At 74.4% G+C, this 13,585-nt stretch carries 15 protein-coding genes; 8 read left to right on the top strand and 7 right to left on the bottom strand.

What is annotated here, in order from left to right:
- Nucleotide 1: 1 nt before the first annotated feature.
- The 4 genes from ABD979_RS01415 (at nt 2) to ABD979_RS01400 (ending at nt 2,810) form a co-directional block, all read left to right on the top strand.
- A complete protein-coding gene (locus ABD979_RS01415) occupies nt 2-889 on the top strand; it encodes a DUF429 domain-containing protein (RefSeq protein ID WP_345505639.1) in 888 nt (295 codons plus the stop codon).
- 37 nt (nt 890-926) lie between these two features.
- The gene (locus ABD979_RS01410; RefSeq protein ID WP_345505638.1) at nt 927-1,367 is read left to right on the top strand and encodes a GNAT family N-acetyltransferase; all 441 of its coding nucleotides are present in this window, start codon (nt 927-929) and stop codon (nt 1,365-1,367) included.
- Nucleotides 1,368-1,482: 115 nt separating this feature from the next.
- The gene (locus ABD979_RS01405; protein ID WP_345505637.1) at nt 1,483-1,827 is read left to right on the top strand and encodes a hypothetical protein; all 345 of its coding nucleotides are present in this window, start codon (nt 1,483-1,485) and stop codon (nt 1,825-1,827) included.
- Complete coding sequence (locus ABD979_RS01400) at nt 1,824-2,810, top strand: DNA gyrase subunit A (RefSeq protein ID WP_345505636.1); 987 nt, start codon at nt 1,824-1,826, stop codon at nt 2,808-2,810. Before ABD979_RS01405 ends, ABD979_RS01400 begins: the two co-directional genes overlap by 4 nt.
- Before the next feature lie 394 nt (nt 2,811-3,204).
- On the opposite strand, the gene ABD979_RS01395 is transcribed toward ABD979_RS01400, so the two are convergent.
- The 3 genes from ABD979_RS01395 to ABD979_RS01385 form a co-directional block, all read right to left on the bottom strand.
- Nucleotides 3,205-4,116, bottom strand: coding sequence for an alpha/beta fold hydrolase (locus ABD979_RS01395; RefSeq protein WP_345505635.1), 912 nt, complete (start codon nt 4,114-4,116; stop codon nt 3,205-3,207).
- Complete coding sequence (locus tag ABD979_RS01390; protein ID WP_345505634.1) at nt 4,113-5,336, bottom strand: RNA polymerase sigma factor; 1,224 nt, start codon at nt 5,334-5,336, stop codon at nt 4,113-4,115. Before ABD979_RS01390 ends, ABD979_RS01395 begins: the two co-directional genes overlap by 4 nt.
- A gap of 95 nt (nt 5,337-5,431) precedes the next feature.
- Nucleotides 5,432-5,827 carry a YciI family protein gene (locus tag ABD979_RS01385; protein WP_345505633.1) on the bottom strand — a complete coding sequence of 132 codons (396 nt, stop codon included), beginning with the start codon at nt 5,825-5,827 and terminating at the stop codon, nt 5,432-5,434.
- 190 nt (nt 5,828-6,017) lie between these two features.
- On the opposite strand from ABD979_RS01385, the gene ABD979_RS01380 reads away from it, so the two are divergent.
- Both ABD979_RS01380 and ABD979_RS01375 read left to right on the top strand, forming a co-directional pair.
- Nucleotides 6,018-7,148 carry a glycoside hydrolase family 76 protein gene (locus ABD979_RS01380; protein ID WP_345505632.1) on the top strand — a complete coding sequence of 377 codons (1,131 nt, stop codon included), beginning with the start codon at nt 6,018-6,020 and terminating at the stop codon, nt 7,146-7,148.
- 193 nt (nt 7,149-7,341) lie between these two features.
- A complete protein-coding gene (locus tag ABD979_RS01375; RefSeq protein WP_345505631.1) occupies nt 7,342-8,466 on the top strand; it encodes an alpha/beta hydrolase family protein in 1,125 nt (374 codons plus the stop codon).
- Here ABD979_RS01375 and ABD979_RS01370 read toward each other — a convergent pair.
- Nucleotides 8,459-9,355, bottom strand: a complete 897-nt coding sequence (locus ABD979_RS01370) for an amidohydrolase family protein (RefSeq protein ID WP_345505630.1) — start codon at nt 9,353-9,355, stop codon at nt 8,459-8,461. The genes ABD979_RS01375 and ABD979_RS01370 overlap by 8 nt on opposite strands.
- A 70-nt stretch (nt 9,356-9,425) precedes the next feature.
- On the opposite strand from ABD979_RS01370, the gene ABD979_RS01365 reads away from it, so the two are divergent.
- Nucleotides 9,426-10,019 (top strand): dihydrofolate reductase family protein, encoded by a 594-nt coding sequence (locus ABD979_RS01365; protein ID WP_345505629.1) that lies wholly within the window; start codon nt 9,426-9,428, stop codon nt 10,017-10,019.
- Between the two features lie 30 nt (nt 10,020-10,049).
- Here the strand turns inward: ABD979_RS01365 and ABD979_RS01360 are convergent, their stop codons facing one another.
- The 3 genes from ABD979_RS01360 to ABD979_RS01350 all read right to left on the bottom strand — a co-directional run bounded on the left by ABD979_RS01360 (nt 10,050) and on the right by ABD979_RS01350 (nt 13,073).
- Nucleotides 10,050-11,384 (bottom strand): C1 family peptidase, encoded by a 1,335-nt coding sequence (locus ABD979_RS01360; protein WP_345505628.1) that lies wholly within the window; start codon nt 11,382-11,384, stop codon nt 10,050-10,052.
- Nucleotides 11,385-11,510: 126 nt separating this feature from the next.
- Nucleotides 11,511-12,113: an ATP-binding protein gene (locus ABD979_RS01355; protein ID WP_345505627.1), complete on the bottom strand. Its 603-nt coding sequence runs from the start codon at nt 12,111-12,113 to the stop codon at nt 11,511-11,513.
- 36 nt (nt 12,114-12,149) lie between these two features.
- Nucleotides 12,150-13,073: an NAD(P)/FAD-dependent oxidoreductase gene (locus ABD979_RS01350; protein WP_345505626.1), complete on the bottom strand. Its 924-nt coding sequence runs from the start codon at nt 13,071-13,073 to the stop codon at nt 12,150-12,152.
- Nucleotides 13,074-13,130: 57 nt separating this feature from the next.
- Here ABD979_RS01350 and ABD979_RS01345 point away from each other — a divergent pair, with 57 nt between their 5' ends.
- Nucleotides 13,131-13,577: a MerR family transcriptional regulator gene (locus ABD979_RS01345; protein WP_345505625.1), complete on the top strand. Its 447-nt coding sequence runs from the start codon at nt 13,131-13,133 to the stop codon at nt 13,575-13,577.
- The last annotated feature ends 8 nt before the right edge of the window (nt 13,578-13,585 follow it).

Genomic DNA, 13,585 nt, shown 5'->3' with positions numbered 1-13,585 from the left:
CATGGACACCGAGCTGTGGCTGGAGCGGATCCGGTCGTTCGCCGCGGAGCTCGGCGGCGACGCCGGGCCCGCCGCCGACGCCCCGGACGACGTGCGAGCGGCGGCCGCCGAGGCCGTGGGCTCCCTGACCCGCCTCGCCGACGCGCTCGAGCGCGACGCGGACGCCGACCTCACCGGACGACCGGCGCCGGTCGAGGTCGTCGTCCCCGTCCTCGGTGTCGACGGGTGCAAGGGCGGCTGGGTGGGCGCCCTCCTCGAGCCCGGAGCGCCACGTCCGCGCATCGTCGTCGCCCCGACGATCGCCGGGCTGGTCGCCATGGTGCGCGAGTCGACCGGCATACGCGTCGTCGGCATCGACATCCCGATCGGCCTGCCCGACAACACGATCCGTCTCGCCGACCGGCTCGCCCGCGCAGCCCTGCCGGGCAAGGCGTCGTCGATCTTCTCCACCCTCACCCGTGGCGCCTACGGCGAGGCGACCCGGCTCGAGGCCGATGCCGTCAACCGCGAGCTCGTCGGCCAGGGCGTCGGTGCGCAGGCGTTCGCGCTGCGCGACAAGATCGTCGAGGTGGATGCCTGGCTGCGCACCCGGCCGACCGTCACGGTGCTCGAGGTGCACCCGGAGGTCTCGTTCGCGGCGATGACCGGGGCACCGATCCTCGCGAGCAAGAAGACCGACGAGGGGCGAGCCGCCCGCCTCGACGCCCTCGCGGCGGCCGGCATCGCCCGCCCGTCCGTGCTCCAGGGGCAGGGGTATGCCGTCGACGACGTGCTCGACGCCTGCGCGGTCGCCTGGTCGGCCGCACGCCACACCACGGGGCTCGCGCGGTCGATGCCCGACCCGCCCGAGGTCTTCTCCGACGGCATCCCGGCCGCCATCTGGTCCTGAGGGGCGCCTCTCGGAGGGCGTGGCGCAGGATGGCTGCGTGCGCATCACGCTCGACGACCTGACCGACCCCGCCGTCGTCGCCCTGCTCGAGGGCCACGTGTCGCAGCTGCGGTCGATCTCGCCGCCGGAGAGCACCCACGCGCTCGACCTCGACGGCCTGCGTGCCCCGGGCGTGCGCGTGTGGGTCGCCCGCGACGGCGAGGCGGTGCTCGGTTGCGGGGCGCTCACCGAGGTCAGGCCCGGCCACGGCGAGCTGAAGTCGATGCGCACGACGCCGGACGCCCGGCGACGCGGCGTCGCCCGGGCGGTGCTCGGCGAGATCCTCGCCGAGGCCCGCCGCAGCGGACTCGCGCGGGTCAGCCTCGAGACCGGGTCGGACGACTTCTTCGCTCCCGCGCGGGCGCTCTACGCCGCGCACGGCTTCACCGAGTGCGGCCGTTCGGCGGCTATCGCCTCGACCCGCACAGCACCTTCCTGACCCTGAGGCTCTGAGCTCGGCGCTCTGACTGCGCTCCGGACGGGGTGGTGCGCAGGCGCAGAGCCCGATCGGCTCGATCCGCCCGTGACGCGGCCCGACTGCCTAGGGTGACGCCATGACCGACCTCGCCGGCAGACCGGCAGCCCTCGCGACCGAGCTGCTCCGGCACGGGGCGCGTTTCGTCGTCGTCGGCAGCACCGCGCGCCGGCTCACGACCGGGGAGGGAACGCCCCACGACCTCGACGTGACCGTGTGCCGTGGCGACCTCCCACGCCTCGCGGCCGCGCTCGCCGGGCTGGGTGTGACGACGACGGTTGAGCGTCTCGGGCGGGAGGGTCAGTCGCACGTCGACACGTCGTGGGGCCCGCTCGACGTCTTCGTCGACGACGACGTCGCAGCGCGGGAGCTGGCATACGTCAGGGGAGGCCGGACGTGGACGCTCGAGGTGGTGGCGCCGTGACCGACGCGAGGCTGCCTCCGGAGCGGGCGACGGCGAGCGGCCTGACACCCGTGGAGATCTCGGTGCTACGAGCGATCGACGAGCTGGGCGGTGCGGCAGACGCACCGCACGTGCCCACGCTCGCCGTCCTCGAGCGCGTCGACGCCGAGACCGGCGTGGGGCGTCGCTACTCCCAGCAGATCCTCGCCGACCTCGTCGTGCCGTGGGTGCGCCACCTGCCGCTCGTCGACGGCTACGGCAACTTCGGGTCGATGGCCGGTGACGAGGCAGCCGACGCGCGCTACACCGAGGTGCGCCTGTCACCGGTCGGGGCGCTGGCGCTCGCGTCCGAGCGTGGCGACGTCGGCCCGCTGCCCCTCGACCTCGTCGAGGGATCCCTCTACCGCGGTGGGCTGCTGCCGCCCTTCGACCCGACTGCGACGGTCCGCGCGGTGCTCGACGACACCGTCGGTCCGGGAGTCCCGCGGACGCCGACCGGCTCGATCACGCCCGACCCCGCGGGGCCGTTCCAGCGGCAGGAGCGATGGCTGACCCGCTACCAGCTCGGCGCATCGATCCAGGCCGGCACGGACCCCCGCGAGCTCGTCATCATGTCACCGCCCTTCGGCGTCGGCACCGACGCCATCGTGACCGCCCTCCACGACCGGGTGGTTCAGGCGCGCTCATCGCACGGGGACGGGGACGTGCACATCCCGGAGCGGCCCGCCCCTCAGATCGAGCCCGAGCGCGTCCCGTTCGTCGATCTCATGGACCTGAGCAGCGGCCGGTCCAGCACGCACATCGTCATCAGGCTCCGCGACGACGTCGACGTCATCGCCGGCGCCGACTGGGTCAGGTCCGTGTGGCCCGTCACGGTGCACGTCGACTGCGCGTCCTACGAGGACACGTACGACCGCTTCGCATCGTGGACCGGGCTCGACACGAGCGGCGTGCACGCGCTTCAGGAGATCATCAGCCGCGTCGGACCGGGGGCTGGGTGGTGACGCGCGCGTCAGGACCGAAACACCGCCGTCACGTCGATCTCACCGTGCGGCAACGTCGTGGGCGCAGCATGGAAGGCGACGGCTTCACCCCGATGGACGTGGAGTGCGTGCGACGAGGCCGCCACGGAGCCGCCCGTCATGACCCTCCGCATCCCTCGGGAGCAACCGTGAAGCGTCTGCGTTCCATCGTCCACTGGCTCGACGGCTACACGCTGTGGGCCTTCAACCCGACCACGAGGTCCGGCCGGCCCGACGCCGCCGCCTGACCGGCACGACCGGCCCCGCGTGGCCAGAGGTGCGCCACGGCGCAGATCGCGTATGCCGGGTCGCCCCGCGGGCTGGTTCGTGCAGCTCGCGGGGTGGCGGGGTCCTTGGTGCGGTGCCGAGGTGCGGCTCAGTCGTCGGTCGGCCGGCGGCGGGCGGCCCCGGCGAGCCAGCCGAGCGCCTCCTCCGCCGTGCGCAGCACCGAGATGTGGCCGTCGCCGGGCTGCAGCCACAGGTCCGCACCGGGCACGGCGCCGGCCAGCCACTCGCCGTGCGAGGACGGCACCATGCGGTCGCCACCGCCGTGCACGACGAGGGTGGGGCAGCGCACCGAGCGCAGGTCGAAGCCCCAGTCCGAGACGGCAGCCAGGTCGTCGTCGATGAGCGCGGCCGGGCCGGCGGCCATCGCCGGGCCCACGACCGAGCCGAACCAGCCCCACGGCCCGGCGAACGCCGCCTCGTCGGCGGCGATGAAGCCGATGTCGACCCCCTCGTCGCCACCGTCCGTCATCGCGGCCTCGTGCGCCTCCTTCGCCGCACGCCCCGCGGCCGCCGCGCGCAGCGACGCCTCGCCACCGGGCGCCATGCCGGCGAACCAGTCGAGCCCTGACGCCCCGAACGGTGCGGGCGCCGACACGCTGACGGCCGCACGCACCCGGTCGGGGAGCCCCGCCGCCACCGCGAGCGCGTGCGGACCGCCACCCGAGTGGCCCATCACCGCGACGGTGTCGACGCCGAGGTGGTCGAGCACGGCCGCGACGTCGCCGGCGGCCGAGGCGGTGTCGCGGCCGGGCCTCGGCGTCGACCCGCCGTAGCCGGGCCGGTCGTAGGACACCCAGCGCACCCCGAGCCGGGCCGCGGCGGCGAAGAGCGGCACCGGCGGCGCACCGATGTTCGGGGTGCCGTGGAACCACACCACGACGAGCGGCTCCTCCGACGCCGCCGTCCCCGCGGGCGCGCCGCCGTCGTACGCGTGCAGCACCCTCCCGTCGCCCAGCTCGACGTCGAGCTCGGTCACCTCGGTAGCCGTGGTCTCGTTCACAGTGCTTCTGCCTTTCGTCGGAGGTGGTCCTGCTCGGGGATGCTCGTCGTCAGCCGTGACGCGAGCAGGTAGCTCTCGCGGGCCCGTTCGGTCTCGCCGGCCAGCTCGAGCAGGTGCGCGCGCACCGCGTGGAGGCGGTGGTGGCGGGCCAGCCGACGGTCCTGCGCGAGCCCGTCGAGCACGTCGAGCCCCGCCGCAGGCCCCTCGACCATGGCGAGCGCGACGGTGCGGTTGAGGCTCACGACCGGCCCCGGGGCGAGCTGCTCGAGCAGCCCGTAGAGCGCGAGCACCTGCTCCCAGTCCGTCGCGTCGGCGCTCGGTGCCTCGTCGTGCACCGCGGCGATCGCGGCCTGCACCTGGTAGGGCCCGAGCCGGGCGCGCGTCAGGGCGTCGGTCACGAGGGCGACGCCCTCGACGACGTATGCCGTGTGCCACCGCGAGCGGTCCTGCTCGGCGAGCGGCACGAGGTGACCGGCGTCGTCGACCCGCGCCGGGCGCCGTGCCTCGGTGAGGAGCATGAGCGCGAGCAGGCCGCTCACCTCGCCGTCGTCCGGCAGCAGGGCGTGCAGCCGGCGCGCGAGTCGGATCGCCTCCGCCGTGAGGTCGACGCGGTGCAGCTGCTCACCCGCGCTCGACGTGTGCCCCTCGGTGAAGACGAGGTAGAGCACGTGCAGCACGTCGCGCACGCGACCCGGCACCTCGGCAGCGGGCGGCATCCGGAACTCCGCCCCCGACTCGCGGATGCGCGCCTTGGCGCGACTGATCCGCTGGGCCATCGTCGCCTCGGGCACGAGGAAGGCGTGTGCGATCTCGGTCGTCGTCAGGCCACCGACCGCCCGGAGCGTCAACGCGATCCGCGACGCCGGAGCGACCGCGGGGTGGCAGCAGAGCAGCAGGAGCGTCAGGGTGTCGTCGCGATCCGCCGACCGGCCGGCATCCGGCGACGGGCTGACGAGGTCGTCGGCCGGGGTGCGCGCGCTGTCCGCGAGCTCGCGTCGCGCGCGGGCCTCGTCGCTGCGCAGGCGGTCGACGAGGCGGCGCGAGCCGACGCGGATGAGCCATGCCTTCGGGTCGTCGGGCACGCCCTCGTCGGGCCACTGGGCCGCGGCGGCGAGCAGGGCCTCCTGGGCGGCCTCCTCGGCCCGGTCGAAGTCGCGGTAGCGGCGCACGAGCGCGCCGACGACCTGCGGCGCCACGCTGCGCCACAGCTCGTCGGCCACCACCGACCCTTCCGTGCCGTGCGACCCGTCCGCGTCGACCACCGTCGTCCCCGCTCCCATCGCGCCAGCCGGTATCGTCCCCGTCGCCATCGTGCTCAGAGGTCCCCGGCCGACCCGCCCATGAGCGGGCGCACCTCGACGGCGGCGAACCGGGCGTCGGGGAAGCGGGCCGCGATCTCCTCGGCCCGCTCCGGCGAGGCGCAGTCGACGACGAAGTAGCCCGCCATCGCCTCCTTGGACTCGACGAAGGGACCGTCGGTCACGACGACCTCGCCGTCCCGCACCCGCACGCTGCGCGCCGTGAGCGGGTCGGCCAGGGCCGAGGCGCTGACGAGCTCGCCCGACTCGCTGATCTCGGTCATCAGCTCCTCGAAGTCACGCAGCAGCCCGGCGCGCTCGTCGTCCGTCATCGCCGCCGCCTCGGGCGTGCGCAGGAAGATCGGGTGCCCCCACGTCTGCGGGTTGCTCCAGATCATCACGAGGTACTTCATGGTCGCTCCTCGGTCGCTCCTCGGTCGGGCCGCACCGGCTGCTCCGGCACACCCCGGGCTACCGGGGCCACGCGGTGCGGTGGTGTCGCTTCGTCACCCGGGACGTCGGAGCGACGCGTGCGATCTCGACAGCACGCCCGACCCTTCCACACGCCGCCGACCAGCGGGGCCTCCCGGTAGCGTCACCTGCGTGTCCGCCGGCGACGTCACTTCTGCACCCTCGGCGCTCGACGACCGCGCCGCCGAGGCCGAGCGGTCGGTGGGCGAGCTCTTCGGCGCGCGGCTCGGGCCCCTGCCGCGCACGCACCTGGCGCGGGTCGTCCACCCGGCGGACCACGGGCGGTCCACCCGCGCAGCCGCGGGCACGTGGAACTACTGGTGGCAGGCGCACTACCTCGACGCGATCGTCGACGCGGGCCTGCGCGCGCTGCGGGTGGGCGACCGGGCCGGTGCCGAGCTCCGGGCGCGGCACGGCGACCGCCTGCTCGCGACGATCCGCCTGCGCAACGGGCTGCGCTGGGTCAACGCCTACTACGACGACATGGCCTGGCTCGCCCTCGCGACCGGACGGCTGCGCGACCTCCACGAGCGCGTCGGTCGCACCGCGCGCCGCCGGCGCCTCGCCGGGGCCGACCGGCACCTGACGGCGCAGCTGCGCTCCGCCCACACCGACGACCTCGGCGGCGGGCTCTTCTGGAACCGCACCCGCGACTTCAAGAACAGCCCGGCGACCGCGCCGGCCGCGCTGCACCTCGCGCGGAGCGGCGCCGCCGACGAGGCGCGCCGCCTGCTCGACTGGGTCTACGCCCGGCTGTGGTCGCAGCAGAGCGGCCTGGTGCTCGACGGCATCCGGCTGCAGGGCGGGGTCGAGGTGCTCGTCCCCGACGTGTGGTCCTACAACCAGGGCACGGTGCTCGGCGCGCTCCTCGAGCTCGGCGACGCCGAGAGCCGGTCGCGGGCGGCAGCGCTCGTGGCGGCCGTCGACGCCGGGCTCACGACCGAGGTCGACGGCGCGCGGGTGCTGCGCACGCACGGCGGTGGCGACGGCGGACTCTTCACCGGCATCCTCGTGCGCCACCTCGCGACGGCCGCGTCGCCCGCGTCCGGCCTCGGCGACGCCCCCCGGGCGACGGCGCGCCGCCTCGTCCACGACACGGCGGAGGCGCTGTGGCGCGGGCGGGCCCCGCTCGAGCTGCCCGGGCGCCGCGACCCGTCGGTCTTCCCCGTCGCACCCGGCGCGCCCGCACCGCGCCCACCGCTCGAGCTGTCGCCGCAGCTGCAGGCGTGGACCGTCCTCGAGGCCGCCGCGACCCTGGGCTGAGGGCGCAGGAGCCGCCGACCGACGACCGTTGCGTATGCCGTCCCCTCGCCTCCCGACGCACCCGCGCGCGCGCTGGGGCCAGGTCACCGGGCAGGCACGAGCAACGGTCGTCGTTCGGCCCGCAGGTCTCGGATCGGGCACGAAGGCTGGGAGCGGGCTGGGAATCGCGGCGATCCCGGGTGAGACTCGAGGGGTGCGCACCCCCCGAGCCCTCGTCGTCGGCATCACGGCCGGACTGCTGCTCGGCGCCTGCTCCAGCAGCGGGCCGACCGACGACCGGGGCGGCGGCACCACGGGGCCGAGCCCCACGGCATCCGTCGGCGGGACGGCCACGGAGGGCGCGGCAACCCCCGGACCCACGGACCCGACCACCCCGACCACGCCGACCAGTTCGACGGCGCCGCCGGTCACGCCGTCCACCACGCCGGCCCCGGCGGCGAAGGCGCCCGACCCCGCGTCGATCGCGGCGCTCGTCGCGACCCGCTACGACGGCGGCAACCTGCGGCTGGGCCGCGAGCGCGGCAACACCGACGCCTACCGGCAGTACTTCGCGACGTACGAGAGCAACGGCCTGACGATCTCGGGACGCATCAACATCCCCCGCGGTACCGGCCCGTTCCCGGCCGTCGTGCTCGCGCACGGCTACGTCGACCCGGAGGTCTACACGAACGGCCAGACGATGCTCCGCGAGCGCGACTACCTCGCCCGGCAGGGCTACGTCACGCTCCACATCGACTACCGCAACCACGCCCAGTCCGACGACGACCCGCGCAACGACGCGAACCTCCGCGCCGGCTACACGGTCGACGCGATCAACGCCGGGCTCGCGCTCAAGAAGGCGCAGGTCGTCGACCCCGACCGGGTGGCGCTCATCGGCCGCTCGATGGGTGGCGGGGTCGTGTACAACGCCCTCGTCGTGCGTCCGGGCCTGTTCCGTGCCGCCGTGGCCTACGCACCGGTCAGCTCCGACACCGTCGACAACTTCGACAAGTGGGTGCGCCGCGACAGCTCGCGCTCCGGCGCGGCCCGCGCCGTCATCGCGCGGCTCGGCACGCCCGAGGCGAAGCCCGCCGCCTGGGCCGCGACGAGCCCGCGTACCTACTTCGGCAGGATCACCGAGCCACTGCTCATCCACCACGGGACCGCCGACGAGGACTGCCCGCTGTCGTGGTCGCGCGAGTCGGTGGCGGCCCTCGAGGCCGCGGGCAAGGACGTCGAGCTGCGCGTCTACCCCGGGGGGCGGCACACCCTCACGTCACCGCAGTGGGACACCTCGATCCGGCGCACCGAGGCCTTCCTCGCCCGTCACCTCAGGTGACGTCGAGCCCGAGCAGCCGGGCGCCGTTGTGCCACAGCACCGCCCGCATCCAGTCGTCCCCGAGGTCGAGTCGTGCGAGCGCCTCCAGCTGGTGGGCGTAGGGGTAGGGGATGCTCGGGAAGTCCGAACCGAGCACGACGCGGTCGCGCAGGCCGGCGAGCCGCTCGACGTAGCCGTCCGGGAAGGGCGCGAAGCGGTTCGTGAAGTCGGTGCCGTTCATCGTCGTGTCGAGGTGGACGCCCGCGAACTCGTCGGCCAGGTCGGCGAACTCGTGGTACTCCGGCATGCCGAGGTGGGCGACGACGAGGACGAGGTCCGGATGCCGGCGCAGCACCTCGCGCACGCCGCCCGGGCCCGTGTGGGTGCCACGGATCGGCGCCGAGCCGGCGTGCACGACGACCGGCACGCCGGCGCGCTCGAGCCGTGCCCACGCCGGGTCCAGGCGCTCGTCGTCGGGCGTGAAGTCACCCACCTGGACGTGGAGCTTGAAGAGTCGCGCGCCCCCGTCGAGGGCATCCGCGACGTCGGCGTCGACACCGGGCTCGGGGTAGAACGTCGCGCAGTGCACCGCGCCCGGCACGCGCCGCGCGAAGTCGGCCGACCACGCGTTGAGCCACCGCGCCATGCCCGGCCGGTGCGCGTAGGCCAGCGCCGGGATCGCTCGCAGCCCCAGCGCGCGCAGCGTCTCGACGCGCTCGCCCTCGTCCGCGCGGTAGGTGATCGGCCACGGCGTGCCGTAGTGCGCCTGCGCCTCGTCGAAGTAGCCCCACACCTTGCGCTGCACCGCGTCGGGCAGGAAGTGCACGTGCACGTCGGCGAGGCCCGGCAGACCGAGCGCGGCGACGTAGGCCGGCACGGCGGCATCCGTCAGGGGTCCGGGGGTGCTCACGCCATGCAGCGTAGGCGACCGTGTGGCAGGGTGGTCGGCCCGGACGCCGACCGACGACAGGAGCCCGCCCGTGCGCACGCTGACCTACCTCATCGCCTCGAGCATCGACGGGTTCATCGCCGGCCCCGACGGTGGCGACCCCACCGGGCCGGACGGCTTCTGGCCGGTGTCACCCGACTACCTGTCGCACCTGCTCGAGCACTACCCGGAGACGCTGCCGGTCATGGCGCACGAGCCGCTCGGCGTCGCGGGGCCCTGGCAGCACTTCGACACGGTGCTCGAGGGCCGCGGCTCCTACCAGGTGGGCCTCGACGCCGGGATCACGAACGCCTACCCGCACCTGCGACACGTCGTCTTCTCCCGCACCCTCGGCGCGGGCGACGACCCGGGCGTCGAGGTCACGGCCGACGACCCGGTCACGACGGTGCGCCGCCTCAAGGCCGAGGACGGCGCAGGCCTCTGGCTCGTCGGTGGCGGGACGCTCGCGGCCGCCCTCGCCGACGAGATCGACCGGCTCGTCGTCAAGGTCGGCCCGGTGACGGTCGGCGACGGCATCCCGCTCCTCGGTCGCGGCGCGGCGTTCGAGCCGCGTGCCTGGCGCCTGCTCGACCACGCCGTGGCCGGAGACACCGTCGTGCTGACGTACGAGCGCGCCACCGCCTGAGGGCGATGGCGCGCTCGGGTCGGGGCCGGCTCAGTCGGCGAGGGCACCCATCGGGTCCCAGGCCGGGAGCACGATGGCCTCCTGGTCGAGCGCGGCCTGCAGCTCGGCGGGCAGGGCGTCGCGGCGCACCGCCACCTCGAAGACGAACTCGGCGAACCAGCTGTCGTTCATCGTCATGAAGCCCTTGTCGCCCTTCTCGGTGCCCCAGCTGTTCTCGACGCGCCACCGGCGGGGGGCCTCGTCGTGCAGGTCGACACCGGTGAAGAGCATCGCGTGCGTCATGAGCGACTCGTGGTGCGTGAGCCGGTCGGCCTTGCCGAGGCTCGGCTCGGTGCCGTAGACGGCCGCCCGGTCGTAGAGGGCGGCGTCCCACAGGCCGAGGTCGGCGTTGGACATCTGGCCGGTGTCGCAGCCGAACCAGACGGGCTCGCCGCCCGAGATCGCCTGTGCGGCCAGCGACTTCATCAGGTCGGGCTCGACGTTGAGGTAGGTGACGGGCGGCGCACCGACGACGTTGCCGAGGTGCTCGACCGTGAAGGTGCGGCCGTAGGGGCTCGACTCACGCGGGTCGTTGACGAGGCAGACGTAGTCCTCGAGCGGCACCGTCACGTAGCGCTCGGCGAACTCGTGCGGCGTCATCGACCCGTCCCGGTGGAAGCCGCCGTCGGAGTCCTTCCACTGCCACACGAACGACTCCGGCGGGGTGCCGAGGTGGATGCAGAGCAGGCGGTGGATCGAGGCGAGCACCTCCTCCTTCGCGTCCTGCACGTCGTCGGCGCCGGCTCCCGCGGCCGCGAGCGCCCGGAGGTCACGGGCCGCCTGGCGCAGGATCGTGCCGATGTCGCGGTTCATGAGGCGGGTGTTGCTCGAGCTCTTCGTCTCGGGCATGGCCACCTTCGGCACCAGGCCGTGCTTGACGACGAGCGCGACGAACATGTTCCACTGCCCGCCGTCCTCGGCCGGCGTCGCGAGCAGGTGCGCGACCGTGCGGTCGTCGACGTCGCGGTCGGCCGTCGCGATGATCGACTCGAGCCAGTGGTTGGCCTTCTCGAACTTGTCCCAGAAGAGCAGGTGGTTCTGCGAGAACTCGAAGTCCTTGACCCCGAGCTTCGCCCGGGCGCCGGCGCGCAGCAGGTTGGTGCCGGCGAAGAGCCAGCAGCGGCCGCTCTTCTCCTGCGACGTCGCCGCCCAGTCGTCGAGCAGGTGCGACACCGAGTGGTCGATGCCGGTCACCACCCGGCGGTCGAGGGCGATGTCGTCGACCGACGTCGTCGTCACGGCGTTCTGCAGCATCCGTGCGGTGGGGTCGGCCTCGAACGCCTTGGTGAGGCGCTCGACGAGGTCGGGGGCGAGGTCGCGCGGCATGGGCCACTCCTTCGAGCTTCTCGGGATCCCAGCATCGTAGGCGCGTCACGGCGTCCCGGGCGGGCGAGGACCCCGTCACCTCTCACGACGAGGGGCCGTGGAACGGGCCGGCGGACGGGTGACGACTCAGCCGACGCCCTCGGCCACGACCTCGACGGGGACGACACCGGCATACGTCCTCGCCGCTGCACGCACGTCGTCGGCACTCACCCGGCCGGGCACGAGCGAGGGGTCGGGGAGGAAGTGCACGACCGTGCCCGACGCGGGCGCGGCGGGCAGCAGGTCGAGCGGGCCGGCCGGGATGCCGTGCTCGAAGCGTCGGCTCCAGCCGCCCTCCGCCCGGCGGTTCGTGTGCACGAGCCACGTGCTGAGCGCGGCGACGACCGAGATGCCGGAGCGCGGGCGCCCGTCGGGCAGCAACGGCGCGTCGCCGCGGCCGAAGAAGCGCAGGTCGCGCGTTGCCATGACCGGCTTGACGCGCGCCACCCCGTCGGCGTCGACGCGGGTCTCCGTGCCGCGGCCGTCGTCGGCGACCGAGACGGACCCGTCCGCGTGCAGCACGACGCGGACGTGGGTCGAGCTCCCCTCGACGGCCTCGTCGACCGGGTAGGCGAGGACCTCGAGCACGAGGTGGAGCGGGCCCCCGGCCGCGAACGCGTCCGCCTCACTCCGGATCTGCGCGAGGTGCTGCTCGTCGACATCGCCGCTCCAGTCGTGCGTGGCTCCCATCCGACCCACCCTGCCAGACCCGCACCCAGCCAGAGGTCAGCGGGACAGCAGCGCCATGATCGCGCTCGAGGCCGCGAGCTGACCGGCGGCCGCAGCGGCCACGACCGACGCCATGGGCATGGGGAAGACCGCCTGGTGCGCCAGGTCGCCCGCGCACAGCACGCCCGGGCGGCTCGAGCGCCCCAGCTCGTCGATCCGCACGGCGCCGGAGGCGTTGAGCTCGAGGCCCAGCTGCTCCGCGAAGGGTGCCGACTGCCGCAGCTCGGGCCGTACGAAGAGGCCCGCGACGTGCTCGTGCGACCGCCGACCGTCCACCCCCTCGAGCGTCACGCGCACCCCGTCCTCGTGCGGCTCGACGCAGACGACCCGTTCGGACCGCACGTCCGTGCCGTCGGGCAGACCGTCGGGCACGTCCTCGCCGTCGGTGAGCACGAGGAGGCCGGACGCGATGCGCCCGAGGAGCGCCGAGAGGTGCGGGGCGGCCATCGCCCCGAGGATGCCCACGCGGCGTCCGCTCAGCTCGTGGCCGTGGCAGAACGGGCAGTGCGCCACCGGCCCGCCCCACAGTGCGTCGAGCCCCGGCACCGGCGGCAGGCAGTCGCGCACCCCCGTGGCGAGGACCACGGCGTGGGCGGTCACGCTGCTCCCGTCGGAGGCCCGCACCCGGAAGGAGGCGTCGACCTCCTCGATCGACTCCACCCTGACCTCGCGCAGCTCGACGGTCCCGTATGCCGCCAGCTGCCCCCGCGCGTCGGCGCGGAACTGCGCCGGTGGCGTCCCGTCGTGAGCCACGACGTTGTGCATGTGCGCGGCGGCGGCGTTGCGGTAGGTGCCGTCGTCGAAGAGGACGACGTCGCGGTGGATGCGTCCGAGCGTCAGGGCGGCCTGCAGTCCGGCCGGGCCGCCCCCGACGACGACGACCTCGGTGGTGCTCTTCTGTTGCTGCGTCTTCGGGTCCATGACTCTCTCCTTCTCGCTCTTGGCGGGCTGGGGACCAGCGTGTACCTTCAGGTCGACATGAAGGCAAGCGATCGATCGAGGCAGTGGACGGTCGGGCAGCTCGCAGCCCGCTTCGACCTGCCGACCCACGTCCTGCGCCACTGGGAGGACCTCGGGCTGCTGGCCCCGGAGCGCGACGCCTCGGGCTACCGCCGGTACGGGCAGGGCGACCTCGTGCGGGTCGCGGTCATCCTGCGCAACAAGGCGGCCGGCATGACGCTCGAGCAGATCGGGGTGCTCCTCGACGGTGAGGCGGCGGGGCGTCACGAGGTGCTCGAGGCGCACCTGCGCGACCTCGCGGAACGCGCCCGCTCCATCGAGCGGTCGCGCGAGATGACCGAGCACGCGCTGCGCTGCCGCGCGCACGACATCGTCGCCTGCCCGCGCTTCGCGCAGCACGTGGACGACCTCGTGGACGGGCGGGCGACGGGTGGCGTGGCCGAGTGGGACGGCGTCCGCGCCTGACGCGGGGT

Origin of the sequence: Terrabacter aeriphilus (assembly GCF_039542985.1) — a bacterium.
Taxonomy (GTDB): Bacteria; Actinomycetota; Actinomycetes; order Actinomycetales; family Dermatophilaceae; genus Terrabacter; species Terrabacter aeriphilus.
The sequence above is the reverse complement of the archived record's forward strand: the minus strand, read 5'-3'. Positions and strand labels throughout refer to the sequence as shown.

Bases quoted from the DNA above. Each gene is read 5' to 3' on its own strand.
- ABD979_RS01385 (WP_345505633.1), bottom strand. From the start codon at position 5,827: ATGAAGTACCTCGTGATGATCTGGAGCAACCCGCAGACGTGGGGGCAC.
- ABD979_RS01350 (WP_345505626.1), bottom strand. From the start codon at position 13,073: ATGGACCCGAAGACGCAGCAACAGAAGAGCACCACCGAGGTCGTCGTC.
- ABD979_RS01360 (WP_345505628.1), bottom strand. From the start codon at position 11,384: ATGCCGCGCGACCTCGCCCCCGACCTCGTCGAGCGCCTCACCAAGGCG.
- ABD979_RS01355 (WP_345505627.1), bottom strand. From the start codon at position 12,113: ATGGGAGCCACGCACGACTGGAGCGGCGATGTCGACGAGCAGCACCTC.
- ABD979_RS01415 (WP_345505639.1), top strand. From the start codon at position 2: ATGGACACCGAGCTGTGGCTGGAGCGGATCCGGTCGTTCGCCGCGGAG.
- ABD979_RS01345 (WP_345505625.1), top strand. From the start codon at position 13,131: ATGAAGGCAAGCGATCGATCGAGGCAGTGGACGGTCGGGCAGCTCGCA.
- ABD979_RS01405 (WP_345505637.1), top strand. From the start codon at position 1,483: ATGACCGACCTCGCCGGCAGACCGGCAGCCCTCGCGACCGAGCTGCTC.